The organism is Kitasatospora sp. NEAU-69, assembly GCF_057158765.1.
In genome coordinates this window covers 81,904-105,356 of sequence record NZ_JBWXUE010000019.1, presented here as the reverse complement: position 1 = coordinate 105,356, position 23,453 = coordinate 81,904, and the positions used below count along the sequence as shown (strand labels likewise).

The 23,453-nt window shown below is 72.2% G+C and carries 20 protein-coding genes and 1 riboswitch; of the genes, 3 read left to right on the top strand and 17 right to left on the bottom strand.

Translation table 11 applies throughout. From position 1 onward, the window contains the following. Positions 1–186: 186 nt before the first annotated feature. From AC060L_RS22210 to cpt, 14 genes are all read right to left on the bottom strand, one after another. On the bottom strand, positions 187–648 hold the full coding sequence (locus tag AC060L_RS22210) for a PH domain-containing protein (protein WP_483800599.1): 462 nt from the start codon (positions 646–648) through the stop codon (positions 187–189). A gap of 28 nt (positions 649–676) precedes the next feature. Continuing rightward, entirely contained in the window at positions 677–1,522 is an 846-nt protein-coding gene (gene hisG / locus AC060L_RS22205; protein WP_483800598.1) for an ATP phosphoribosyltransferase, read from the bottom strand. A gap of 56 nt (positions 1,523–1,578) precedes the next feature. After that, positions 1,579–1,851, bottom strand: coding sequence for a phosphoribosyl-ATP diphosphatase (locus AC060L_RS22200; protein WP_483800597.1), 273 nt, complete (start codon positions 1,849–1,851; stop codon positions 1,579–1,581). Positions 1,852–1,987: 136 nt separating this feature from the next. Next, entirely contained in the window at positions 1,988–2,461 is a 474-nt protein-coding gene (ribH, locus tag AC060L_RS22195; RefSeq protein WP_483800596.1) for a 6,7-dimethyl-8-ribityllumazine synthase, read from the bottom strand. A gap of 73 nt (positions 2,462–2,534) precedes the next feature. Further along, entirely contained in the window at positions 2,535–3,782 is a 1,248-nt protein-coding gene (locus AC060L_RS22190; protein ID WP_483800595.1) for a bifunctional 3,4-dihydroxy-2-butanone-4-phosphate synthase/GTP cyclohydrolase II, read from the bottom strand. After that, entirely contained in the window at positions 3,779–4,426 is a 648-nt protein-coding gene (locus tag AC060L_RS22185; protein ID WP_483800594.1) for a nicotinamide mononucleotide transporter family protein, read from the bottom strand. Before AC060L_RS22185 ends, AC060L_RS22190 begins: the two co-directional genes overlap by 4 nt. Continuing rightward, on the bottom strand, positions 4,423–5,139 hold the full coding sequence (locus AC060L_RS22180; protein WP_483800593.1) for a riboflavin synthase: 717 nt from the start codon (positions 5,137–5,139) through the stop codon (positions 4,423–4,425). Before AC060L_RS22180 ends, AC060L_RS22185 begins: the two co-directional genes overlap by 4 nt. Positions 5,140–5,360: 221 nt before the next feature. After that, a riboswitch (FMN riboswitch) is annotated at positions 5,361–5,488 on the bottom strand. 762 nt (positions 5,489–6,250) lie between these two features. Further along, positions 6,251–7,666, bottom strand: a complete 1,416-nt coding sequence (locus AC060L_RS22175; protein WP_483800657.1) for a family 2B encapsulin nanocompartment shell protein — start codon at positions 7,664–7,666, stop codon at positions 6,251–6,253. A gap of 502 nt (positions 7,667–8,168) precedes the next feature. Next, positions 8,169–9,542, bottom strand: a complete 1,374-nt coding sequence (locus AC060L_RS22170; RefSeq protein WP_483800592.1) for a DUF6777 domain-containing protein — start codon at positions 9,540–9,542, stop codon at positions 8,169–8,171. A 316-nt stretch (positions 9,543–9,858) separates the two neighbouring features. Beyond that, positions 9,859–10,749 (bottom strand): serine/threonine-protein kinase, encoded by an 891-nt coding sequence (locus AC060L_RS22165; RefSeq protein ID WP_483800591.1) that lies wholly within the window; start codon positions 10,747–10,749, stop codon positions 9,859–9,861. Next, positions 10,749–11,321, bottom strand: a complete 573-nt coding sequence (locus AC060L_RS22160) for a hypothetical protein (RefSeq protein WP_483800590.1) — start codon at positions 11,319–11,321, stop codon at positions 10,749–10,751. The genes AC060L_RS22165 and AC060L_RS22160 overlap by 1 nt, the downstream gene beginning before the upstream one ends. A 105-nt stretch (positions 11,322–11,426) precedes the next feature. Continuing rightward, entirely contained in the window at positions 11,427–13,991 is a 2,565-nt protein-coding gene (locus tag AC060L_RS22155; RefSeq protein ID WP_483800589.1) for an FHA domain-containing protein, read from the bottom strand. A gap of 9 nt (positions 13,992–14,000) precedes the next feature. Continuing rightward, a complete protein-coding gene (locus tag AC060L_RS22150) occupies positions 14,001–15,494 on the bottom strand; it encodes a sensor histidine kinase (RefSeq protein ID WP_483800588.1) in 1,494 nt (497 codons plus the stop codon). Positions 15,495–15,854: 360 nt separating this feature from the next. Beyond that, positions 15,855–16,382: a chloramphenicol phosphotransferase CPT gene (cpt, locus tag AC060L_RS22145; protein WP_483800656.1), complete on the bottom strand. Its 528-nt coding sequence runs from the start codon at positions 16,380–16,382 to the stop codon at positions 15,855–15,857. Between the two features lie 241 nt (positions 16,383–16,623). Here cpt and AC060L_RS22140 point away from each other — a divergent pair, with 241 nt between their 5' ends. Beyond that, on the top strand, positions 16,624–17,388 hold the full coding sequence (locus AC060L_RS22140; protein ID WP_483800587.1) for a DUF5995 family protein: 765 nt from the start codon (positions 16,624–16,626) through the stop codon (positions 17,386–17,388). A 170-nt stretch (positions 17,389–17,558) separates the two neighbouring features. Then, positions 17,559–19,208 carry a glycoside hydrolase family 18 protein gene (locus AC060L_RS22135; RefSeq protein WP_483800586.1) on the top strand — a complete coding sequence of 550 codons (1,650 nt, stop codon included), beginning with the start codon at positions 17,559–17,561 and terminating at the stop codon, positions 19,206–19,208. A 67-nt stretch (positions 19,209–19,275) separates the two neighbouring features. On the opposite strand, the gene AC060L_RS22130 is transcribed toward AC060L_RS22135, so the two are convergent. Both AC060L_RS22130 and AC060L_RS22125 read right to left on the bottom strand, forming a co-directional pair. Beyond that, on the bottom strand, positions 19,276–20,715 hold the full coding sequence (locus AC060L_RS22130; protein ID WP_483800585.1) for a GuaB1 family IMP dehydrogenase-related protein: 1,440 nt from the start codon (positions 20,713–20,715) through the stop codon (positions 19,276–19,278). Between the two features lie 159 nt (positions 20,716–20,874). Next, positions 20,875–21,429 (bottom strand): GNAT family N-acetyltransferase, encoded by a 555-nt coding sequence (locus AC060L_RS22125; protein WP_483800584.1) that lies wholly within the window; start codon positions 21,427–21,429, stop codon positions 20,875–20,877. A 166-nt stretch (positions 21,430–21,595) separates the two neighbouring features. Here AC060L_RS22125 and AC060L_RS22120 point away from each other — a divergent pair, with 166 nt between their 5' ends. Next, positions 21,596–22,219 (top strand): ATP-binding protein, encoded by a 624-nt coding sequence (locus AC060L_RS22120; RefSeq protein ID WP_483800583.1) that lies wholly within the window; start codon positions 21,596–21,598, stop codon positions 22,217–22,219. A 99-nt stretch (positions 22,220–22,318) separates the two neighbouring features. Here the strand turns inward: AC060L_RS22120 and modA are convergent, their stop codons facing one another. After that, on the bottom strand, positions 22,319–23,227 hold the full coding sequence (modA, locus tag AC060L_RS22115; protein WP_483800582.1) for a molybdate ABC transporter substrate-binding protein: 909 nt from the start codon (positions 23,225–23,227) through the stop codon (positions 22,319–22,321). Between the last annotated feature and the right edge of the window lie 226 nt (positions 23,228–23,453).

Genomic DNA, 23,453 nt, shown 5'->3' with positions numbered 1-23,453 from the left:
TCGAGGGGAGGTGTCACTCCTCAGGTCGGGGGCGGGTGGCGGGCAGGCTTTGCCCCGCCTTTACCAGCGTAGACGATACCTGTTCGATTGCCCGCCGCCACATGAGCCCTGGTGGAGCGCCGCACTGCGTCACACGGCCGGTGGAGCTGACGTGCGGTACTGACGTGCGGTACTGACGTGCGGTGCTCAGGCCGTCGCGGGCTCGCTGGCAGCGCCGCGCGCCTCGGCCAGGTCGCGCAGTTCGATGGCCGCCCGGACGGCCTGCTCGCGGCCGCCGCCCGGCTGGATCCCGACCGCGGCGAGCGAGGTGCCGTCGGTGAGGTCCAGCGTCACCCACGGGTCGCCCTGGCGCAGGTTCACCCGCACGATCTCGGCCCACTGCAGCCGCCGGGTGCGGACGAAGTTCACCACGGTGACCCCGTCCGCGTCGGCGAGCACCTTCGGGCGGGCCAGCATCAGGCCCACCCCGGCGAAGACCAGGCCCAGGCAGGTGAGCGTGATCCGGTCGTTCAGCTGCCAACTGGGCGGGAGCACCAGCGCCATGGTGACGAAGACCACCACCAGCAGCCCGCTGATCGGCAGCAGCACCAGCCGGTTGCGGCGCGGCGCCCAGGTCAGCGGCAGGGTGGGCAGGTCAGTGGCAGGCATGGCGGCGGTGCTCCCGGGGACGGCAGGCTCAGAGGCGGCAGGCGTGGATGTTGGTGACCAGGATGGCCCGGGCACCGATCGACCACAGGTCGTCCATGATGCGCTGGGCCTCCTTGCGGAGCACCATCGAGCGGACCGCGACCCAGCCCTCGGTGTGCAGCGGGGAGACGGTCGGCGACTCCAGACCCGGGGTCAGTGCGACCGCCTCGCCGACCTTCTCGGCGCGGATGTCGTAGTCCATCAGCACGTAGCGGCGGGCCACCAGGACGCCCTGGAGGCGGCGCAGGAACTGGTCGACACCCGCGTCCTCGCCGGCGCCGTTGGGGCGGATCACCACGGCGTCGGAGATCAGGATCGGGTCGCCGAAGACCTCCAGGCCGGCGTTGCGCAGGCTGGTGCCGGTCTCCACCACGTCGGCGATCACGTCGGCGACGCCGAGCTGCACCGCGGTCTCGACCGCGCCGTCCAGCTTGGTGACGGTCGCCTGCACGCCGTGCTCGGCCAGGTGCTGCTCGACCAGGCCGGTGTACGAGGTCGCGATGCGCAGGCCCTGCAGGCCCTGGACGTCCTTCGGCGAGCCGACCGGGCCGGCGAACCGGAAGGTCGAGCCGCCGAAGCCGAGCGCGAGCACCTCCTCGGCACCCGCGGCCGAGTCCAGCAGCAGGTCGCGGCCGGTGATCCCGATGTCGAGACGGCCGGAGCCGACGTACACCGCGATGTCGCGCGGGCGCAGGAAGAAGAACTCGACCTGGTTCTCGGGGTCGACCAGGACCAGTTCCTTCGGGTCCTTGCGCTGGCGGTAGCCGGCCTCATGGAGCATCTCCGCCGCGGGACCCGAGAGCGAACCCTTGTTGGGGAGGGCGATGCGCAGCATGAGAGGAAGATCCTTCGCTTGGGGCGTGGACGTGCGGAGTGTTGGTGAGGGGCGGATCAGAGGTACGCGTAGACGTCGTCGAGCGTCAGGCCGCGGGCGACCATCATCACCTGAAGGTGGTAGAGCAGCTGCGAGATCTCCTCGGCGGTCTGCTCCTTGGTCTGGAACTCGGCGGCCATCCAGACCTCGGCGGCCTCTTCGACGACCTTCTTACCGATGCTATGGACGCCCTGCTGGACGAGCTGCGCGGTACGGGAGGTCGCGGGGTCGCCGGTGGCGGCCTTCTGCTGGAGCTCGGTGAAGAGCTCCTCGAATGTCTTGGAAGCCATGATGGGACTCACCTTACGGGGTCTCGCGCGCCACGTGCGAAGCGTCCCGGACCGTGGACACCGTGCTGGACACGATGACCGTGGTGGTCCGGGACGCGACACGCGGCTCCGGGCCGCGCCTGGTTCAGCTCAGTGCTCAGCTCAGCGCGCGCAGCGTGGCGGCGGTGGCGACGGCCGCGGTGACCGCCTCGTGGCCCTTGTCCTCGGCCGAGCCGGGCAGGCCCGCCCGGTCCAACGCCTGCTGGTCGTTGTCGCAGGTCAGCACGCCGAAGCCGACCGGCACGCCGGTGTCCACGCTGACCTGGGTGAGGCCGACGGTGGCCGCCTGGCAGACGTAGTCGAAGTGCGGGGTGCCGCCGCGGATGACCACGCCCAGCGCGATCACCGCGTCGTACCCGCGCTCGGCCAACCGCTTCGCGGCGACCGGGAGTTCGAAGGTGCCCGGCACCCGCAGCACGGTCGCGTCGGTGATCCCGAGCTCCTTCAGGGCGCGCTGGGCGCCGTCCAGCAGACCGTCCATCACCTGGGTGTGCCACTGCGCGGCGACGACCGCGACCTTCAGGTCCTGGGCATTGTCGACGGTCAGTTCGGGGGCTCCGTGGCCGGCCACGATCGTTCTCCTCTGGCTGTGCTGGATGGGGACTGGGGGTGCGATGGTGCAGCTGAAACGGTTCAGCCGACGCTCAGCCGACGAGCCACGGCAGGTCGTGGCCCATCCGGTCGCGCTTGGTCAGCAGGTAGGCGAGGTTGTGCTCGCCGGCCTCGACCGGGATCGGCTCGCGGCCCTTGACCTTGAGGCCGTGGTCGGTGAGCGCGGCGAGCTTCTCGGGGTTGTTCGTCAGCAGGGTCAGCGAGCGGACGCCGAGGTCGGTCAGCATCTGGGCGCCGATGCTGTACTCGCGGGCGTCGGCCGGCAGGCCGAGGTCGAGGTTGGCGTCCACCGTGTCGCGGCCCTGCTCCTGGAGCTGGTAGGCGCGCAGCTTGTGCGCCAGGCCGATGCCACGGCCCTCGTGGCCGCGCAGGTAGAGCACCACGCCGCGGCCGGAGGCGGCCACCTTGGCCAGCGACTCCTGGAGCTGCGGGCCGCAGTCGCAGCGCAGCGAGCCGAAGACGTCCCCGGTCAGGCACTCGGAGTGGACCCGGACCAGCACGTCCTCGCCGTCCGGCAGCCGGCCGTCCGCGTCCAGGCCGCCGGCCACCAGAGCGAGGTGCTCGGTGCCGTCGAGGGTGCCGCGGTAGCCGACCGCGGTGAACTGGCCGAACGCGGTGGGCAGCGTGGTGACCGCGGCGCGGTCCACGTGCAGTTCGGTGCGGCGGCGGTAGGCGATCAGGTCCTCGATCGAGATGATCGCCAGGCCGTGCTCGCGGGCGAAGACGACCAGCTCGGGCAGCCGGGCCATGGTGCCGTCGTCGTTGACCACCTCGCAGATCGCGGCGGCCGGCGGCAGCCCGGCCAGCCGGGCCAGGTCCACCCCGGCCTCGGTGTGGCCCGGGCGCACCAGCACGCCGCCGTCCATCGCGCGCAGCGGGAAGACGTGTCCGGGGCGGGTGAAGTCCCGCGCGGTGCTGGACGGTTCACCGAGTAGCCGGACGGTCAGGGCGCGATCGACGGCGGAGATGCCGGTCGCCTCGACGTCCCGGGCGTCCACCGAGACGGTGTACGCGGTGCCCTTGCGGTCCTCGTTGACCCGGGTCATCGGGGGCAGTTCGAGGCGGTCGGCGTCGGCCTGGGTGACCGGGACGCAGATCACGCCGGAGGTGTACCGGATGGTGAAGGCGAGTAGCTCGGGCGTGGCGGCCGAGGCGGCGAAGATGAGGTCGCCCTCGTTCTCGCGGTTCTCGTCGTCCACCACGATCACGGCCCGACCGGCCGCGATGTCGGCGATGGCGCGCTCGACCGGGTCGAGCGTGAGGTCACTGTTGATGCTCATGCCGAGGCTCCCTGCAGGGTCGGGGCGGTAACCGGACGGGTGGTGCGACTGCGCAGCCACCAGGCGCGCAGGCCGGCCAGCACCAGCACGAAGTAGATGCTGTAGGTCAGGCCGGAGAAGGCGTAGCCGTTGTTGAAGGCGAGCGGGACGCCGACGACGTCCACCGCGATCCAGGCGATCCAGAACTCCACCCAGCCGCGGGCCTGGGCGACCATCGCGGCGAGCGTGCCGGTGAAGATGTACGCGTCGGACCACGGGCTCCAGGACATCCAGGAGTAGTGGGTGAAGAGCATGGCCAGCCCGACGGTCGCCAGCGCCGTGCCGGCGACGAGCACCGCGCGCTCGGTCCAGCTCGCGAAGCGCACCTCGACCTCACCGGTGCCGCGGCGGCCGCGCTGCCACTGGATCCAGCCCCAGACCGCGGTCACGATGACGATCAGCTGCTTGCCCGCCAGGCCCGACAGGTGGCCCGACGCGAAGGCGCCGAACAGCACCACGCCGGAGAGGAGTTGGGCCGGCCAGCTGAGCACCGAGCGGCGCCAGCCGAGCGCGAGCGCACCCAGACCGATCAGGTTGCCGATCATGTCGGTCCACTTCACGTGCTCGCCGAATATGGAGAAGGCGATGCCGTTGAGCCAGTTCACGACGCGTCCTCAGCGGGGTTCGAAGCGGGGGTCGAGGTCGGGAGCGCGGAGCTCGGGATCGGGAGCGCGGCGAGTCCGGGGATCTCCCGGGACTCCAGCAGTCGCTCGACGTACTTGGCCAGCACGTCCACCTCGAGGTTGACCGGCTCGCCGACCGCCTTGGCGCCGAGCGTGGTGAGGGCGAGCGTGGCCGGGATCAGGCTGACCGTGAAGCTGTCCGCGGCGGCCTCGACCACGGTGAGGCTGATGCCGTCTACGGTGATCGAGCCCTTGTCCACCAGGTAGCGGGAGATGCCCTTCGGAAGGCTGAAGCGCAGTACCTCCCAGCGCGGCAGACCGTCCGAGTCGAGCTCGCCAGGGCTGCGCGAGAGCAGCGTGCCGGTCGCGTCCACATGACCCTGGACCAGGTGGCCGCCGAGCCGGGCGCCGAGCGCCATCGCGCGCTCCAGGTTGACCCGGGAGCCGGCGTGCAGCACCCCGAGGCTGGACCGGTGCAGCGTCTCGGCCATCACGTCGGCGCTGAACTCGCCCGTCCCGGAAGCCAGTTCCTCGGGGGTGTCGACCACGGTGAGACAGACGCCGTTGACCGCGATGGAGTCGCCGTGCCGGGCTCCGGTGCTCGCCAGTGGGCCGCGCAGGCGGATGCGCGAAGAGTCGCCGAACTCCTCGATGGAGACGACCTCGCCGAGCTCTTCGATGATGCCGGTGAACACCCGAGTCCTCCTCGCGCTGGGGCGCGGACTCCGGGGCGGCACATCATGGGAAGACTCGGCGGAAGAGAGACGGGTGCACCGGGCTCTACCGGTACCGGGATGCGTCGGAAGGGTCGCGGGCGCTCTGCATCCGTCACCGGAGAGAGGCCTGCCGGACACCGTCCGCCACACCTGATCACGGCTCCCCCGGGAGGGTGTGCCGTGGCACTGCTCTGATCCGTCGCGCACGCCTCCCATCCGGACTTTAACCGTCGGTCCAGGAGTTTCACCTGGTCAACCGGCCGCTGGCTGCGGACGGGTCGCGGACTGTAACCGCCGGTTCGGATTTTCACCGACCCCGGAGTGCGCTGAACGTCATTGCTTGTTGCTTGCTTGCGTTACTACTGCCGCCATTCTGCCATGATCCGCAACCCGGTAGGGAGAGGGTGTCGCTGTGGTCTGGTTCACTCCCCCGCCGGGAATGCCCGCGAGTCCGCCGCCGACCTGCGGCAACACGCGGCGCGGCCGGGGCGATCGGCAGCCGACGGGACCGGCAGTGCGTCAGGTCGCGGGCCGCGCCGGGCAACGGGCCGCCGCGCGGCGGGCGTCAGCCCACCCGGCGGCGGGCTGACGGCCACGGGCCCGGAGGCTCGTGGCCGTCAACCGTCCGTTATCGGCTCGGATTCATGGGATCGGGGTGGACCGGTTCTACCTACCCACCCCGCCCGGCCGGGCGTTCGGCCCGAACGGCAGGCCCGGACCCGACGGCAGGCGGCGACCGGGCGGGCGACCGGCATCACCGACGGCAGCAGCGGTGGCACCGGTAGGAGCGGCAGCAGCGGCAGGAGCGGTGGGACGGCGGCCGGGTGCGGCCGGGACGGCCCCGGGGCGGGGTGGCGCGTCCGGCCGGCGGGCGACGACCGGCGCCGGGCCCTGCCCCTGGCCCGAGCCGGGGCCAGGGACCGAGCCGGGGCCAGGGCCGGGGACCGAGCCGGAACTGAACGGGATCGAGGACTCCAACAGCTCGTGCGGCGCCCGCAGCAGTTGGGCGGCCGAGCTGCCCAGCCCGCTGATCCCCGGGAGGTACCAGGTGGTCGGCCGACTCGGATCGGACGGGCCCGTAGGCGGCTGCTCAGGCACGCGGCCGGACCTCGACGTTCTCCAGCACGCCGATCGCGTCCGGGATCAGCACCGCCGCCGAGTAGTAGGCGCTCACCAGGTAGGAGATGATCGCCTTCTCGTCGATGCCCATGAAGCGGACGTTGAGCCCCGGCTCGTACTCGTCCGGGATGCCGGTCTGGAACAGGCCGACCACACCCTCGTTGTCCTCACCGGTACGCACCGCGATGATCGAGGAGGTCTGCTGGTCGCTGACCGGGATCTTGCCGCACGGCAGCAGCGGGACGCCGCGCCAGGCCGGCAGGTGGTGGCCGGCCACCTCGACGCTGCCGAAGTAGATGCCGCGCTTGCTGCACTCCTTGCCGAAGGCGGCGATCGAGCGCGGGTGCGCGAACAGGTACTGCGTGTTGCGCCGCATGCTGATCAGGTCGTCCAGGTCGTCCGGGGTGGGCGGGCCGGAGTGGGTCTGGATCCGCTGGTTGTAGTCGGCGTTGTGCAGCAGCCCGAAGTCCCGGTTGTTGACCAGCTCGTACTCCTGGCGCTCGCGCAGCGCCTCGATGGTCAGCCGCAACTGCTGCTCGATCTGGTTCATCGGCTGGTTGTAGAGGTCGGCGACCCGGCTGTGCACCCGCAGCACGGTCTGCGCGACGCTCAACTCGTACTCACGCGGCGCAAGTTCGTAGTCCACGAAGGTGCCGGGCAGCTCGTACTCACCCTCGTGACCGGCCGCCAGCTCGATCGCCCGCTCGCCATGCCGGCTCTGCGGCTGCTGAGCGTCGGCGATGTACTGCATGATCCGGTCGCGCAGTTCCTGCGAACGGTCCACCAGGCTCTGGAAGGCCGGCCAGGGCAGCACCATCACGGTGCCGGCGGTCACCGCCTTCACGCTGTACGGCCAGTTCGCGTCGGCGGCGGTGAGCGCCTCGTCACCGATGTGGTCGCCGTCCGCCAGCGAGCCGATCACCGCGGTCTCACCGTACTTGCCGGTGCCGATCTTGTTGACCTTGCCGTGCGCGATCAGGAAGACCTCGTTGATCGGCGTGCCGGCCTCGATCAGGGACTCCCCCGCGACGACATCGCGCTGGGTGAACCGGCCGGCCAGCTCCTCCAGCAGCGCGTCGTCCTCGAAGTCGCGCAGCACCGGGACCTCGCGCAGCGTCGGCGCCAGCACCCGGACGTCGGCGCCGGTGCGCACGAAGCTCACCCGGCCGCGGCCGACCGCGTAGCTGAGCCGGCGGTTGACCCGGTAGGTGCCGCCGGAGACCTGCACCCAGGGCAGCATCTTCTGCACCCAGCGGGAGCTGATCCCCTGCATCTGCGGTGCGGACTTGGTGGTCGTCGCCAGGTTCCGCGCCGCCGCGGTACTCAGGCTGAGCTGCTGCTGCTCGGTTGCGTTCGGCGTCGGGGCCGGACCCGCCTCGATCGTCATCGACTGTCTCACCTTCGTCATCTGCGCTGATCTTCATCTGGACTGATCTGCTGGGCCGTTCGGGACGCCGTCGAGCCGCAGACAGCACTCGGCACCCGCCGTAGGCGGTGGGACGGCCATGGGGGGCAGGACGGCACAGCCACGTTCAGCAGTCAGATGTAATCGCACCGTGTACGTCGCCACAACGGAAACACGGGACACACTGGGGTGCGCCGGTATCGGCGCGCTGATCTTCACACCCCGCACGCCGGGGACAGGCGTACGAACGGGCGGGGCACCGCCGGGATCACCCCGGCTGACGTCGGGTCAGTGGCGGTGGATCAGCGCGACGTTGACCCCCGGCTCCGCCAACCAGCCGACTTCCGAGTCGAGTTCGGCGGGGACGGGAAGCCCGCGCGGCCGACGCGGCCCGCGCGGCACAACGCCGGTCCAGAGCGTCACGACGGGCTGCCGGGCGGCGGGGCCGACCGGCCGGACTACCGACCTGCGACAACGAGTACGACTACGACTCCGTCACGCCTGTCACACCCGCGGCCGGCAGGCCGGCCGGGGAGTTGGCCGGCAGGCCGAGCGAGCTCGCGGACGAGGAGTCGGACGAGGCCGCCGAGGAGGCCGCGGACGAGGCGGAGGAAGCCGATTCGGTCGCGGTCGAGCCGGCGGTGGCCGTCGCACTGCCGGATGAACTCGTGCTTGTCGTAGGCGAGTTGGAACTGGCAGAGCCGGTGGCGGTGGCCGACCCCGAGGCGGACGGGCCGGTGGAGCCGCCGGCCGAGGCACTCGGTGTGCCGGAGGAGGTCGCAGTGCCGGCCGCGTTGCTCGGTGCGCCGATCGGCGCGGGTGTGCCGCGGTCCGTCGTGCCGGTGCCGCCGACCGGGCGGGTGAACCAGTTCCCGGTGGTCTGGTCCACCATCACCAGGTGCGTCACCGGCGCGGCGGCCGGCTGCACGGTGACCACCTGCTGCGGCTGGAAGCCCGGCCAGGAGTCGCCGCTGAACTGCGGCGGCGAGCTGTCCACGACCGGCGGCAGCAGCGGGTTGCCGCAGGCGCAGCGAGCGCGCGGGACGCCGTGATCGTCCACCAGCACCGCGCTGCCGGCCTGCAGGACGGACTGGAAGCTGGTCGCCACGCCGTTGGCGAAGCCGTGGTTGGTCACCCGGGTGTCCACCCGCAGCACGGCGGACGTGAGCGAGTGCAGGTAGGTCGGGATGCCGGCCGGCTGGATGCCCTCGACGGCCGCCCAGGCCCGGCCCTTGTCGACGTGCGTGGTGAGGAACTCGGCGAGCTGGTCGACGTTGCAGCTGCCGTTCCGCTCGGTGCCGCCGTAGAGGCCGACGGCCGCACCGTCGACGGTCTGCGCAGCGTTCGCCGGGGCGCCAGGCGAGCCGGCTGCGCTCTGCACGGTCGGGGAGGTCCCGGCGGCCGACGGGGTGCCCGAGGTGGTGACGGCCGCCGAGGGGGTGAACGGGTCCTGGCCGGGCGCCGCGGCGGCCTGCAGGGTCACCTTGGGTGCTGCGGCGGTGCTGCTGCCACTCGGAGACGACTTCGGCTGCCGCTCCACCAGCAGCACCGCGACCCCCGCCGCCAGTACCAGCACCACGCCGGCCGCGACCAGCGACCGGCGCCGGCGCCACCACGGCTGCCGGGGCCCGGGGCTGACCATGGTCCGCGGCGGACCTGGCGGACCGGGCGGGACGGGCGGACCGGGCGGGACGGGCGGACCGGGCGGGACGACTTCGGTGGGCGTGGGCGTGGGTGTGGGTGTGGGTGTGGGCGTGGGCGGCACGGTCGGCGGGCTCGCGCTCGCCGGTCCCGGCGGCGGCGCGGCGGGCTCGGTCGGGGTGGGCTCCGGCGCGGCCGGCTCCGTCGGGGTGGGCATCGCCGGCATCGAGGGCGGTCCGGACGGCGGGCCGGACGGGGGCCCGGACGGCGGACCCGAGGGAGGCCCAGACGGCGGACCCGACGGTGGCCCCGACGGAGGCCCGGACGGTGGCCGCGATCCCCCGGAACCGGCCAGCGGGCCTGCCGGTGGGCCGGACGGCGGCTCGGACGGCGGCTCGGTCCCCGGGTCCTGGTCTGACGGCGTCTCGTCGTGCACGGCCCATTCTCTGCGCGCGCCGCGGCGCACCCGCAACCGGTGCTGCGGTGAACGGCTCATCCCGTACCAGCGCCGGGTCAGCGCGGCCCGCGGTGGCTCACGGCTGCACGAAGACCGCCGTCGCCCAGACCGGCGGCGCGAGCGGCACCCGCCGCCCGGCCGTCCGCAGTGCGAGTACGAACGCCGCGCAGGTCCGGTACCGGGCGTCCGGCTCCTTCGCCAGCGCGCGGGCCAGCACGCCGTCCACCGCGTCCCCGTGCCCGGTGCCCGGCGGCGGGTCGTACAGGTGCGCGGAGAGCACGCCCGCCTGGTCGTCACGGACGAACGGCGGGTGCCCGGTCAGCATCTCCTGCACCACGCAGGCCAGCGAGTACACGTCGCACCGCCCGTCCAGCGGCCGACCGGCCACCTGTTCGGGCGCTGCGTAGTCCGGCGTGCCGACGAACATGCCGATCCGGGTGATGCCGGAGCGGGTCAGCGACTTCTTGGTCAGGCCGAAGTCGGTCAGGTAGATGTGCTCGGGGTGCTCGCTGTCGGTGCCCTCGGCGACCAGGATGTTGCCGGGCTTGACGTCGCGGTGCACCAGTTCGTGCGCGTGCGCGGCGTCCAGGGCGGATGCCACCTGTCCGGCGATCCGGGCCACTCTGGCCACTGGCAACCGGCCCTCGCGGGCCAGCAGCGCGCTCAGGTCGCGCCCCTCGACGAAGCGCATCGCGATGAACAGCACGCCCTCGGCCTCGCCCGCCTCGTAGACCGGGATGATGTGCGGGTGGTCGATCCGGGCCGCCAGCCGCGACTCGCGCTCGAACCGGCGGCGCAGGTCCTCGTCGCCGGCCCACCAGGGCGCCAGCACCTTGACGGCGACCGTCCGGCCGAGCCGCAGGTCCTCGGCCCGGTAGACCACGGCCATCCCGCCGCGCCCGACCTCGTCCTGCAGCTGGTAGCCCGCGATCCGGCGGCCGGCCAGGTCACCGGGCGCGGTGGCCATCACGCACCGCCGCCGTCACGGCCGTCGCCGTCGCCGTCGGGGCCGGGTGGTCGGGCGGTCACGGCGTACGGTTGCAGCCGCGCGCCGTCGCAGTAGTACCAGCGCCGTTCGGCGAGGTCCAGCAGCCAGGCGTTCGGTCCGTCCAGCACCGCGCCCAGCCGCAGCTCGGCTGCTCGCTGCTGGAAGTCGGCCAGCGTGGCCCGGCCGTCGGCGAGCTCGTCGAGCAGCCGCCGGTAGGTCCCCAGCGCCGCCTCCAGCCGGGCCAGCAGCGGGCGGGGGTCCTCGCCGACCGTGACCGGCGCGCCCGGTGGGGTCCGCGGCAGCGCGAGCAGCAGCCGGCCGTCCACCCAGCTGGTCCAGCCGTTCGCGCAGACCACCCGGGCCCAGTTGCCGAACAGCTCGGCCAGCCGGACCGGGAGCAGCCCGTCCAGCGGCGCGGTCGGGCGCTGCGGATCCGGCGCCGCCCAGCTCGGCAGGCCGCCGGGCGGCACGATGTGGGTCGCCTCGAAGGGCGCCGGCCCGGCGGCGGCCCCGGCCTGCGCGGCGTCCGGCCGTCCGGCGTCCGGTCGCACGGCCGCCGGCCGCGTGGGCTCGGGCCGTACGGCGTCCGGCCGCATGGGCTCGGGCCGTGCCGGGTCGGGCCGTGCGGGTTCCGGGGCCGGCCGGGTCGCCACCGCTCACCGCCGCCGCATCACGGCCGGCTCGTGCCGCCGCAGCAGCCGCATGACCAGCAGGCCGAACAGCACCGAGAGCGCCACCATCATCCCCATGTCCAGCAGCCAGACCCCGGCGCTGTGCCGGAAGAGCGGGTCCGCGGTCAGCGTGCCGGGCACGATCGTGTGCAGGTCCAGGGTGGCGGCCATCGCCGCGAGCGCCCAGCGCGACGGCACCAGCCAGGAGAGTTGGTTGAGCCCGATCACGCCGTTCAGCTTGAGCACCGCACCGCAGAAGACCACCTGCACGATCGCCAGCAGCACCAGCAGCGGCATCGTCACCTCCTCCTTCTTCACGAGGGCGGAGATCAGCAGGCCGAGCATCATCGCGGTGAACGCCAGCAGCGCCGTGGCCAGCGTGATCTCGACCAGCGGCGGCATCAGCACCCCGCTGCCGCCGTTGGGTCTGAGCTTCACCCCGGCCAGGCCCACCAGCGTGAGCACGATCGCCTGCAGCACCGTCACGGTGCCGAGCACGACCACTTTCGAGCAGAGATAGGCGGATCTGGACAGCCCGACGGCGCGTTCGCGCTGGTAGATCACCCGCTCCTTGACCAGCTCGCGCACCGCGTTCGCCGCGCCGGTGAGCACCGCGCCGACGCAGAGCAGCAGCAGCGCGTTCATCGCCGTGCTCTGGGTCAGCGCGCCGCCGGCCAGCGCCCGGGCCATCGCGCCCATCACGAACGGCAGCGCGATCATGATCGCCAGGAAGGTCCGGTCGGCGGCCAGCGCGGTCGAGTAGCGGCGCACCAGCGTGCCGAGCTGGGAGCGCCAGCGCTGCGGCCGGGGCGTCGGCAGCACCGGGCGTTCGACCAGCCGCGGCGGCAGGCCGAACCGGGCCGGGCTCACCGGCCCCGGCCGCTCGCGCACCGGCGTGTTCAGCGGCGTGCCGAGCGGGGCGTCCGGCCGGTCGGGCGGCGCGTTCACCGGGAGGTTCAGCGGGGCGTTCATCGGCGCGATGTAGCGCCGGTAGGCGGGCGAGGAGCGGAACTGGCCCGCCCAGTCGCGGTCCTCCTCGGCCTCGAACGCCTCGAACGCCTCCGGCCACTGCTGGTAGCCGAAGTACTCCAGGCTCTCCTCCGGCGGCCCGTAGTAGGCCGTCCGTCCACCGGGGGCGAGCAGCAGCAACCGGTCGCAGAGGTCGAGGCTGAGCACGCTGTGGGTGACCACCACGACGGTCCGTCCGTCGTCGGCCAGAGCGCGCAGCATCTGCATCACCGAGCGGTCCATGCCCGGGTCCAGACCCGAGGTGGGCTCGTCGAGGAAGAGCAGCGAGGGCTTGGTGAGCAGCTCCAGCGCGACGCTGACCCGCTTGCGCTGGCCGCCGGAGAGGCTGGAGATCACCAGATCGGCCCGTTTGAGCAGGCCGAGTTCGGTCATCACCTCGTCGATCCGGGCGTTCCGCTCGGCCGCCGCGGTGTCCCCGGGGAACCGCAGCTCGGCCGCGTAGCCGAGCGCGCGGCGGACGGTCAGCTGGGTGTGCAGGATGTCCTCCTGCGGCACCAGGCCGATCCGGTGGCGCAGTTCGGCGTAGTCGCGGTAGAGGTCGCGGCCGTCGTAGCGGACCGTGCCGCGGTCGGCGGGCCGCAGTCCGGTCAGCGCGTTGAGCAGTGTGGACTTGCCGGAGCCGCTCGGGCCGGCGACCGCGAGCAGGCTCTTCTGGCCGACCGGGAAGCTGATCTCGTCCAGCAGCCGGCGTTCGCCGCCGTCCTCACGGGAGGCGACGGTGACCACCAGGTCCTCGACGTCCAGCGTGACGTCACCGGTGTCGACGAACTCCTGGAGCTCGCCGCCGACCAGGCAGAAGATCGAGTGGCCGATATCGACCAGATCACCCGGGCCGATCCGCGCGCGGAGCACCGGCTGGCCGTTGACGAACGTGCCGTTGTGGCTGCCGAGGTCCTCGATCTCGAACCGGCCGTCCGGGCCGCGGCGCAGCTCGGCGTGGTGGCGGGAGACCTCGAGGTCGTCGACGACCAGGTCGTTGTCGGCGGAGCGGCCGATCCGCACGGTCCGGGCCGGCAGCGAGTAGATGCTGCTCGGCGGCCGCAGCGAACCGGTGAGGGCGGTGAGCGCGGTCGGCTGCGGGGCGCGCAGCGTGGGCCGCAGCCGGGCCGGCGGGCGCGGCTCCGGTTCTGACTCTGCCCCTGACTCCGCGGGCGGCTCCGGCGACGGGGGCGGCGGGGTCGGGGGTGGCGGGGTCGGGAGCACCAGGTGCAGCGCGAACTGTGGACCGTCGCCCGCGCTGCCGAAGCGGACCACGTTGTCGGCGCCGATGTCGAGGTGGCCGAGCCGGTGGCCGGCGTCGTCGTACGTGCCGTTGGTGCTGCCCAGGTCGTCCAGCATCCAGTGGCCGTCGTCGACGTGCAGGACGGCGTGGTGCCAGGAGACCCGGGGATCGTCGACCTGGATCTCGCTGACCGGATCGCGGCCGACGTGGTACTCGCAACCCGGGGTCAGGACCGTCGAGTCGCCTTCGGACTGCAGAACCAGCTGCGGCGCGGTGGGCGCGACCTGTCGCTCTCCCATACCACGACCTTAGCCCGCGCTCCGGTGAGCAGCGATCGGTGCCGGCGGTGGTGGGGGCGGCGGTGCGGGCGGGGGCGACGGAGACGGCGGGGGTGCCGGGGGTGCCGGGCCGGCGGTGCTGCCGGGGGGCGTGCTGCCCGGCGCGGGAGCCGGGGGCGTACTTCCCGGCGCGGGAGCCGGGCCGGGCTCCGGGGCCGGGCCGGGCTCCGGCGTGCCGCGCGGGGTCGGGCCGAGCGGGATCGTGAAGCGGACCTCGAACCCCCGTGAAGCGTGCGGGGCGGCGTGCAACTCACCGCCGTGGACCCGGACGCGCTCGCGCATGCCGATCAGCCCGTGGCCGCCGCCGGACGCCTTCGGATACGGATGCGGCGGCCGGCCCGGCGGCGGTCCGGAGTCGGTGATCCGGCCGGTCAGCCCGTGCTCGCGGTAGTCCAGCGCGAGGTGCACGCGGGTGGGGCCGGCGTGCTTGAGCACGTTGGTCAGCGCCTCCTGGACGATCCGGTACGCGCACAGGTCCACGCCGGGCGGGAGGGGGCGCGCGGTGCCGGTGATCCGGACCTGGGCGCGCAGGCCGGCCGCCTCGACCCGGTCCACCAGCTCGCCGAGCCGGGCCAGCCCCGGCTGTGGGCAGGCCGCGCCCACCGTCCGGACGGGCCGGTCCACGCCGTCCGTACTGCCCGTACTGCCCGGGGTGCCCGAGCCGCCGCGGCTGACGCCCGTACCGCGTGCACCGCCTGCGGCCGTGTCGTCGGCGGCGTCGCCACCCGCACCGGCACCGGCGGGCGGGTCGGCGAGCGGCAGTCGCAGCACGCCGAGCAGGCCGCGCATCTCCTCCAGCGTCTCGCGGCTGGTCTCGGCGATCGTGCGCAGCGCGGTCCGGGCGGTCGGCGGATCGCTGAGGAAGACGTACTCGGCCAGCCCCGCCTGGACCGAGATCACCGAGAGGTGGTGGGCCACCACGTCGTGCAGCTCGCGCGCGATCCGCAACCGCTCCTCGGTGACCGCGTGGTCGGCGTGCGTCGCCTGCTGGCGGGCCAGCTGCCCGGCCAGCTCGGCGAGTTGCCGGTTCCTCCGGTCGAGCCGGCGGGTCTGGCGGCCGGCCCAGGCGAACACCGGCGGGATCGCCACCGCCTGCGCGACCACCGACTTCATGTCGCTGCCGGGGCTCACCAGCCCCGCCAGGATCCAGATCCCGGAGGTGCCGGCCCAGCCGAGCACGACGATCCACGCGCCCCGCTCGGCGACCAGTGTGTAGAAGGAGAGGAGCGCCGCGTGGGTGCCCAGCACCGGCCAGAAGCCGGCCAGCACCAGCCAGACCCAGAAGACCTCGGAGACCACCAGCACGCCCAGCGGGTACCGGTGGCGGACCAGCAGCGGGAGGTTGATCGCACCGAGCAGCAGGTAGCCGTGCCCGTCCAGCGGACGCCACGGGTGCTGCACCGGCGCCCGGCCGAGCAACACGCTTACCACCGTCACCGCCACTGCGATGCCGACATCGGTCATCCACGGGCGCCAGGCCGCCCGGAAGCCTCCGAACCGCGTTCCCACCCCGGTACCCCTCGCTCGGCTGATCCCCGGCTGCACCCTAATTCGTTGACCGGCATTCAACGAATCCTGAGAGACGGCATCAGTCGATCAGGGTCAGTTTGCCGGAGTCGGTCGATCGCCCGAGGTCAGCGGCTCGCGGGTCACCAGTTGTTGGCATCGGCCGGCGGGTAGCGGGTCATCATTTGTTGACATCAGCCGGCGGGCCGGGGCCACCGGTATGTTGACATCGGCCGACCGGTCGGTCCCCGTTCGCTGACATCGGCCAGCGGCCAGCGGCTCGCGGTCAGCCGGTCAGCCGGCCAGTCGGTCAGTCGGTCAGTCGGTCAGTCGGTCAGCGATGATCCGGGCGCACGCCATCGCCTCGTACCGACCGGTGTCCACCTCGACGTCGTAGCGCATGCCGCGGTGCACCAGCTCCGCCTGGGCGCGCGCCATCCCCGGCACCCGGTCGCCGCGCGCGATCTCCCGCCCCGCCGCCAGCTCCGGATCGCATCTCACCCCGACCCAGCAGACGGCGATTCCGTCCAGGGCCCGTTGCCAGCGCTGCTGGGAGACCGCCCCGCTCAGGAACACCTCGTCGACGACGATCCGGGCACCGGCGCGGACCATCGCCGCGATCCCCTCGATCCACGCCGCCTCCAGCGCCCGGAACGCCGCCCCGACCACCACCTCGCCGTCCGGCGCGATGTCGAGCCCGCCGGCGCCCGAGCGCAACGCGGCCGGCAGCGCGCCGACCAGCGTGTCGACGCCGAAAGTCAGCCAGGGATCCGGCAGCAGCACCGACTGCAGGCACCGCGCGAGCCCGGACTTGCCCGAGCTGGAACCACCGTTGAGCATGATCAGTTGCGTCGCCACCGCGCCACCGTACGGGCCGGACGGTCCCCGGCCAAGCGGAATTCCGCAGGCCGCCGCAGGCCGTGTCCGAGGCCCCGCCCACATCGGCCCGAACGACTCCCGAACCCAATGCCTCTCATCGTTCTGACGTGTCATCAGAAGTCGGCAGAAGAACACCCTTTCGGGCGATACCGCACAGGTGCTCGATTCGGCAGAGTGGAGTTCCCTGAAGGACCGCGGAGGTGATCCGATGCCAGACGACCCTCGGACGAGTACCGCCACCACAGCCGCAACTCCCGCCACCGACCCGACCGGGGCGCCGGGAGCCCCACCCGCCACCACACCCGCCGTGCCGACCGTCGAGCAGGTGCTGGCGCGCATGCGGGCACTGGCGCCCGGCTTTCCGCCGGGCGACGGAGTGGGGGTCTTCCACCGGATGTACCTCACCGTCACCGAGCTGGTCCAAGCCCGGCTCGGCGTCGCGTACTTCGCGGACCCGGCCGCGATGGCCGTGCTGGACGCGCTCTTCGCCGGGCGCTACCTCGCCGCGGTGGACGCCGCCGCGGCGGGCCGGCGGCCGGCGGCCTGCTGGCGCCCGCTCTTCGAGCTGCGCCACCACCCCGGGATCCACCCCCTGCAGTTCGCGCTCGCCGGGATGAACGCGCACATCGAGCACGATCTGCCGCTCGCGGTGCTCGACACGGCCCGGCGGCTCGGACGCGATCCACTCTCCTTCGAGGCCGACTACCACCGGATCAACGACCTGCTGGCCCTGGTGGAGGCCCAGGTCCGCGAGCAGCTGCTGCCGGAGCCGGCCCCGCTGCGGGCCACCGAGCCGCTGCAGCACGTGCTCAGCGTCTGGAGCATCGACCAGGCCCGCCAGGCCGCCTGGGCCACCGTGCTGGCACTGCGCGGCCTGCGCGACGTCCCGATCGCCTACGACGCGCTGGCAGCCACCCTGGACGCCTCGGTCGGCATGGTCAGCCGCGCGCTGCTCACCCCCGTGGGCGACTGACGTCTCGATGACCACCGGACCTCACACTCCTGACGAGAAATCATCAAGCCGGTGCCGTCCGCATATTGACGCACAGCATTGGTCTCTACCAATGTGGGGGTGCCGCGGCCCGCCCCCACACCGTCCGGCGGCGTGACCCCGCGCTGCCCCTTGCCGAGGAGGACCCGCCCATGAGGCGTGTCACCCTGCCCACCGTCACCGTAGCCACCGCCCTGCTGGCCGGTGCCGTGCTGCCACTCTCACTCTCGGCGGTGGCGGCCCACGCCGACTCCGGCACGTCCGGCGCCGGCGGCGTCTCCGGCCTGGTCGCCGTCCTGACCGAACCGCAGAGCTGGCAGAACGGCTTCGAGGCCGACTACACCGTCACCAACAACACGAACCAGACGGTCAACTCCTGGTCACTGACCTTCGACCTGCCCGCCGGTGAGACCGCCGGCAGTGCCTGGAACGGGACGCTGACCCAGAGCGGCACCCACTACACCGTCACCTCGCCGAGCTGGGCCGCGCCGCTCGCGCCGGGCGCCACCGCCGCCGTGGTCGGGATGGACGTGTCCACCACCGGCACGCAGGTGCTGCCCGCCAACTGCCTGATCAACAACCAGCCGTGCACCGGCGTGCCGTCCGACACCACGCCGCCCACCGTCCCGGCCGGCCTGCGGGTCTCCGGCGCCGGCCCGGACGCCGTCACGCTCGCCTGGAACGCCTCCAGCGACAACGTCGGCGTGGTCGGCTACCGGCTCTACGAGGGCTCGACGGCGGTCGCGACGACGACCACCGCGACCACCGCCACCGTCACCGGCCTGCTCGCCGGCAGCAGCCACACCTTCACCGTCACGGCGTACGACGCGGCCGGGAACGAGTCGGCGAAGTCCGCCCCGGTCACCGGCGTGGCCGGCAGCGGCAGCTCGCCCGGCGTGGCCGCGCCGTTCGTCGATCTGGGCGCCTGGCCCACCCCGAACCTGGCCCAGATCGCCGCCACCACCGGTCTGAAGCAGCTCTCACTCGGCTTCATCGTCAACGGCACCAGCGCCTGCACCGCGAGCTGGTTCAACGCCTTCGACCCGGGCACCGGCTGGGACAAGGCCGACTTCGACGCGGTCCGGGCAGCCGGCGGCGACATCCGCCCGTCCTTCGGCGGCGCGAACGGCACCGAGCTGGCCCAGTCCTGCACCGATGTGCCGAGCCTGACCGCGCAGTACCAGAAGGTGGTCGACGCCTACGGCCTGGACCGGATCGACTTCGACATCGAGGGCTCCGCGGTCTCCGACCACGCCTCGGTGGACCGTCGCTCGGCCGCGATCGCCGCCGTCCAGTCCGCCCAGCGGGCCAAGGGCCGCGACCTCAAGGTCAGCCTGACGCTGCCGGTGCTGCCCAGCGGGCTGACCGCGGACGGCGTCTACATCCTGCAGTCGGCGAAGGCCGCCGGCGTCACCGTGGACGTGGTCAACGTGATGGCGATGGACTTCGGCGACACCGAGGCCCCCAACCCGGCCGGCCAGATGGGCACGTACGCGATCCAGTCGGCGCAGTCCACCCGGGCCCAGATCGCCCAGGTCTGGCCGAACCTGAGCACGGCGCAGACCTGGGCGATGGTCGGCGTCACCCCGATGCTGGGCCAGAACGACAACTCCGACGAGGTCTTCGGCCTCACGGACGCCCAGCAGCTGCTCACCTTCAGCAAGCAGAACCACCTGGGCGAGCTCTCCTTCTGGGAGGTCACCCGCGACGGCAACGCCTGCACCGGCAGCCTCTTCAAGTGCACCAACATCCAGCAGACCCCGTACGAGTTCTCCAAGATGTGGGCCGGATACACCGGCTGAACAGCACGTCAGCCCCTGTTCCGGGCGCCGTGCGGCGCCCGGAACAGGGGCTGACGTGGGGCTTCTGTCAGGCCCAGCTGGAGTGCAGCGGCTTGCCCTCTGCGTAGCCGGCCGCGCTCTGGATCCCGACGATCGCCTTCTCGTGGAACTCCTCCAGGCTGCTCGCGCCCGCGTAGGTGCAGGAGCTGCGAACGCCCGCGATCACCGAGTCGATCAGGTCCTCGACACCCGGGCGGGCCGGGTCGAGGAACATCCGCGAGGTGGAGATGCCCTCCTCGAAGAGCGCCTTGCGGGCCCGGTCGTAGCCGGACTCCTCGGCCGTGCGGTTGAGCACCGCGCGGGCCGAGGCCATGCCGAAGCTCTCCTTGTACTGCCGGCCGTCGGCGGCCGTCTGCAGGTCGCCCGGCGACTCGTAGGTGCCGGCGAACCAGGAGCCGATCATCACGTTGGACGCACCGGCGGCCAGCGCCATCGCCACATCGCGCGGGTGGCGCACGCCGCCGTCCGCCCAGACGTGCTTGCCGAGCCTGCGCGCCTCCGCGGCGCACTCCAGCACGGCGGAGAACTGCGGGCGGCCCACGCCGGTCATCATCCGGGTCGTGCACATCGCGCCCGGGCCGACCCCGACCTTCAGGATGTCCGCGCCGGCCTCGACCAGGTCGCGCACACCGACCGCCGAGACCACGTTGCCGGCCACGATCGGGATCACCGGGTCCAGCCCGCGCACTGCGCGCAGCGCGCTGATCATGCTCTCCTGGTGACCGTGCGCGGTGTCCACCACCAGCACGTCGGCGCCGGCCTCGATCAGCGCCTTGGCCTTGCCCGCCACATCGCCGTTGATCCCGACGGTGGCCGCGATCCGCAGCTTCCCGTTCGCGTCCACGGCCGGGGTGTAGAGCGTGGCGCGCAGCGCGCCCTTGCGGGTCAGGATCCCGACCAGCTGGCCCTCACCATCGACCACCGGCGCCACCTTGCGGTGCCCCTCGTTGAGCCGCTCGAACGCGGCCCGCGGGTCGATCCCCTCGTCCAGCAGCAGCAGGTCGCGCGACATCACCTGCGACAGACTGGTGAACCGGTCCACCCCCTGGCAGTCCGACTCGGCCACCACGCCGACCGGCTTACCCCCCTCGACCACCACCAGCGCCCCGTGCGCACGCTTCGGCAGCAGCGCCAGCGCGTCCGCAACGGTCGCGTTCGGCGTGAGCGTGACAGGCGTGTCGAAGACCAGGTGGCGCTGCTTCACCCACCCGATCACATCGGCGATCACCTCGGTCGGAATGTCCTGCGGGATCGCCACCAGCCCACCCCGCCGAGCCACCGTCTCGGCCATCCGCCGCCCGGCGATCGCCGTCATGTTGGCGACCACCAGCGGGATCGTGGTCCCGGTGCCATCGTTCGAGGAGAGGTCGACACCCTGCCGGGAGCCCACGGCGGAGCGGCTGGGGACCATGAAGACGTCGTCGTACGTGAGGTCGTACGCGGGCTTGAGGTCGTTCAGGAAGCGCATGAATGGGGCTCTCTGGCTGGGAGAAAGGTACACCTCGGGTGCTTATACGGCTCAGCCGCAGGGCACCCTCGGGCGCCCCGCACCCAACCGTCGAGTCTCGTCGATCCCCGGCCCGAAAGCCAGTTCACACGCGAACCTTGAAGATCCACACAACGAAGATCAACCATATGGCGACATGGCTTGTGGAAAGACACAAACAGGAAGGACGGACGGTGCGGCGGATTCCAGCGAACCGCCCCCTGCCAACCGCCGCCACGCGGCACCTGGATCGCTACTTCTACACCGACGACACAGGCGCCGAACATAACGGACGGTGGGCTGGTATCCCAGGCGAGCGTAGAGTGCTGCAGCTCGCGGGTTCCCGTGGTCGTCGACTCCCAATCCGATGAGGCGTGCGCCTCGTTCGGCGGCAAGCTGTTCGGCGTGGCGGATCAGGGCGCTGCCTATCCCGCGGGACTGCAACGCGTCGACGACGTGCAAACCGTTGATCTCCGGGCAGCCCGCTATCACGGCTCGTACTTCTGGTGCCGCGCAGCCATCCCAACGGACCTCGCAGGTTCCAGCCGGCCGGGCGTCCTGCCAGGCCACCAGGAACGTGCTGGTTCCCGCGACCTGTCGAGCGAACCGCTGAGCGTGGTAGGAGATGGCGCTCGAGGAGGGCAGACGCTCTTCCAACGCATCCAGGTCTTCTTGCCGGCAGGCCGTGATGTGCATGGGCTCATGATGCTGTCCCGTCCGGCGCCGAGGCGAGGCATTTGCCGGGCGGTTCGGTCGGAGCTGTCCGGACTGACTCTGCCGTGTCGGAAGTCGGAAAAGGCCGTCAGGCTCGGACTGTGGGAACAGGCTGGAGTCCACCGCCTCCAGTTGGAAGACTGTGCGGATGGACAATCCGACGAGCCTGCGGCCCAACACGACGCATGACTGGGCGATCGCCGTGGACGGCGACCATCTCGAACGCATCCGCCGGGATCCGGCCACGTTCGCCCCTGGCGGCATGCAGCACCTGGTCCTTGAGGTCATCGCCTATGCGGCCGACGAGGCAGAGGCCAACAACGGCGGCCGGTGCGTCGTCACCTTCCACCGCGATGGCTCGGTGTCCGTGTCCGACGACGGCCGCGGTACCGCCACTCGTGTCGATGACCGTGGCCACGTCGTCAAGAAGCCGGTCATGTCGACGAAGGATCTGCGGTTCTTCGACTCTCCTGACGTGCAGCTACTTCCCGACGGGCAGCCACGTCGTGGCATCTCCGTCGTCGCAGCACTGAGCGAGTGGCTCGTCCACACCAACCGCCGCCGCAACGGCGCCTGGACGCAGCGATACGAACACGGCGTGCCGGTCACCGACCTGGTGCCCATCCCCGGCAGCGACGCCACCGGGACGACGGTTCACTTCCGCCTGGACGGGACTGAACAGGCCGACGGTGCGCCCGCAGGCATCGATCCGGTGCAACTGGCTGCGCCGTGGCGGGAACTTTCAGTAGAGGTCCGTCACGAGGCCGACTGAGCATCCCGCGGCGCGAGCGTCGACGGGGGCTGCCACACACCCGGCCCGATCATGTGACGACCGGCCGCGCGGTGGCCGTGTACGGACCGTGGGCGACGGTCAGGACGGGGACGATGACGCAGCGGCCGAGGCCGAGCCTGAGACTGAAGCTGAGGCCGCCGAGGCGGACGCAGAAGCGGAGGTGCACACCGACGCCGTCGGCGAGGAGGACCCCGGCTTCTTGAAGCCGGCGTCGGTGAGCTCCTTCTGACCCTCCGGCGACTCGACGTAGGCGACGAAGGCCGCCGCACCGGTCGCGTTGGGGGCGTGGGCGAGCGTGGCGATCGGGTAGTCGTTGATCGCGCAGGACGCCTCGGGGAAGTTGATGCCGTCGACCTTGCCAGCGGCGCCCTTGACGTCCGTCTGGTACACGAGCCCGGCATCAGCCTCCTTCAGCTCCACCTTGGTGAGCGTCGAGGTGACGTCCTGCTCGTAGCTCACGGGCGTGACCGTGACGTGGCCCGCCGCCAGCGCCGTCTGGGCGGCCGCGCCGCAGGGCACGGTCTTGGCGCAGAGCACCACCTTCAGCGAGGGGTTCGACAGGTTCTGGAGCGTCGAGACGTGCATCGGGTTGCCAGGCTCGACCGCGATCTCCAGCTCGTTGCTGACGAAGGTGACCGGTGCCCCCGCCACACCGCCCTTCTCGGTGACCGTCTTCATGGTCGCCGGACTCGCCGCAGCGAACACGTCCGCCGGCGCGCCGCTGTTGATCCCGGCGGCAAGCGTGTCGCTGCCGCCGAAGTTGAAGACCACCTTGGAACCCGGATGCGCACCCTCGAACATCGTGCCGAGCTGGGTGAAGGTGTTCTTCAGCGAAGCGGCGGCGAAGACCGTGACCGTGCCGGTGACGGAGGCCGACGCCGATGCCGACGACCCGGACGAGCCGCTCGAACTACTGGAGGAGCAGGCGCTGAGCGCCAGGAGAGCGGCGGCTACGGCGCCGGCAGTGGCGGTGGCGGAGCGGGTCACGGCGGGTCTCCTGTCCGAGGGGCGGTCAGGGCCGAGCATAGGGTGACCGGTGCCAGGCAGCGGTGGAGGTGCGGCTGGCATTAGCCCGGAGGAACGAACCTATGCCCTCGCAAACGAGAGGAAGCCCCCTCTCGCGCTCGCAACTGCAAGCCGCAGGGCACTCTCCCAGGAAAATGCCACTGGAACACGCAAAGGCAGCAGGTGCGCTTCGCGGATCCCGCGGGCG